At 69.6% G+C, this 817-nt stretch carries 2 protein-coding genes; one reads left to right on the forward strand and one right to left on the reverse strand.

Annotated features, from left to right (window positions below):
* On the reverse strand, nucleotides 1-230 hold a 230-nt coding region (locus KVT45_RS55065), incomplete at its 3' end, for an alcohol dehydrogenase catalytic domain-containing protein (protein ID WP_217562656.1).
* A gap of 87 nt (nucleotides 231-317) precedes the next feature.
* Here KVT45_RS55065 and KVT45_RS55070 point away from each other — a divergent pair.
* Nucleotides 318-817 (forward strand): MarR family winged helix-turn-helix transcriptional regulator (locus tag KVT45_RS55070; RefSeq protein WP_217562658.1); only part of this gene is annotated, 500 nt, incomplete at its 3' end.

Here is an 817-nt window from a genome sequence, read left to right on the forward strand (position 1 = left end):
GGACCGAGGGCGTCGACGGTGCCGGCGGCCTCGAAGCCGAGAACGGCGGGGTCGGGCAGCGGGAAGACCTCTCGGAGCTCGCCGCGCCGGATCTTCAGGTCGGTCGGGCCGACTCCCGCCGCGTGTACGCGCATCCTGATCTGGCCGGGCCCGGGTGCGGGCAGGGCGACTTCCGACCACACGAGCGTCTCGGGCGATCCGTATCCGGTGAGCACTGCTGCGTACGGCATCGGTACCTCCTGCTCCTGGCGGTCCGCGCGAGATGATGTGGGGGCGGCACGCCTCGACGGTGGTGCTGGACAGAAAGCATAGGTGATATGTCACGCAATGCCAACGGCGGTGCGCCGGTGCCCGAGGGCGGGTGGCTCGACGGCGAACAGCAACGAGCCTGGCTGGCGTACATCCGGGTTCAGCTGCGGCTGACCTACGAGATGAATCGCCAGCTGCAGTCCGACAGCGATCTGTCCCTGCCGGATTACGACGTCCTGACGGCCCTGAGCGTCGCCGACGGGGGCCCGATGCCGATCACGGTGCTGGCCGCGCAGATCGGCTGGGAGCGCAGCCGGGTCTCGCACCACGTGCGGCGGATGGCCAAGCGGGAACTGGTGAGCTGCAGCCTGTCTGCGAACGACCGGCGCGTGACCGAGGTGAGTCTGACCCAACACGGCCGGAAGGTGCTCGGGGCCGCGGCTCTGGGACACGTGGAACTCGTGCGTCGCCTGTTCTTCGACGGCTTGCCGCGCGAGCTTGTCGGGCCGCTCAGCCAGGCGCTGGAGAGCGTCTACGCGAACATAATCGCGCAGGGCACGCTGCCGCC

The sequence above is a fragment of the Streptomyces sp. GbtcB6 genome (genome assembly GCF_019091475.1).
GTDB classification, from domain to species: domain Bacteria; phylum Actinomycetota; class Actinomycetes; order Streptomycetales; family Streptomycetaceae; genus Streptomyces; species Streptomyces hyaluromycini.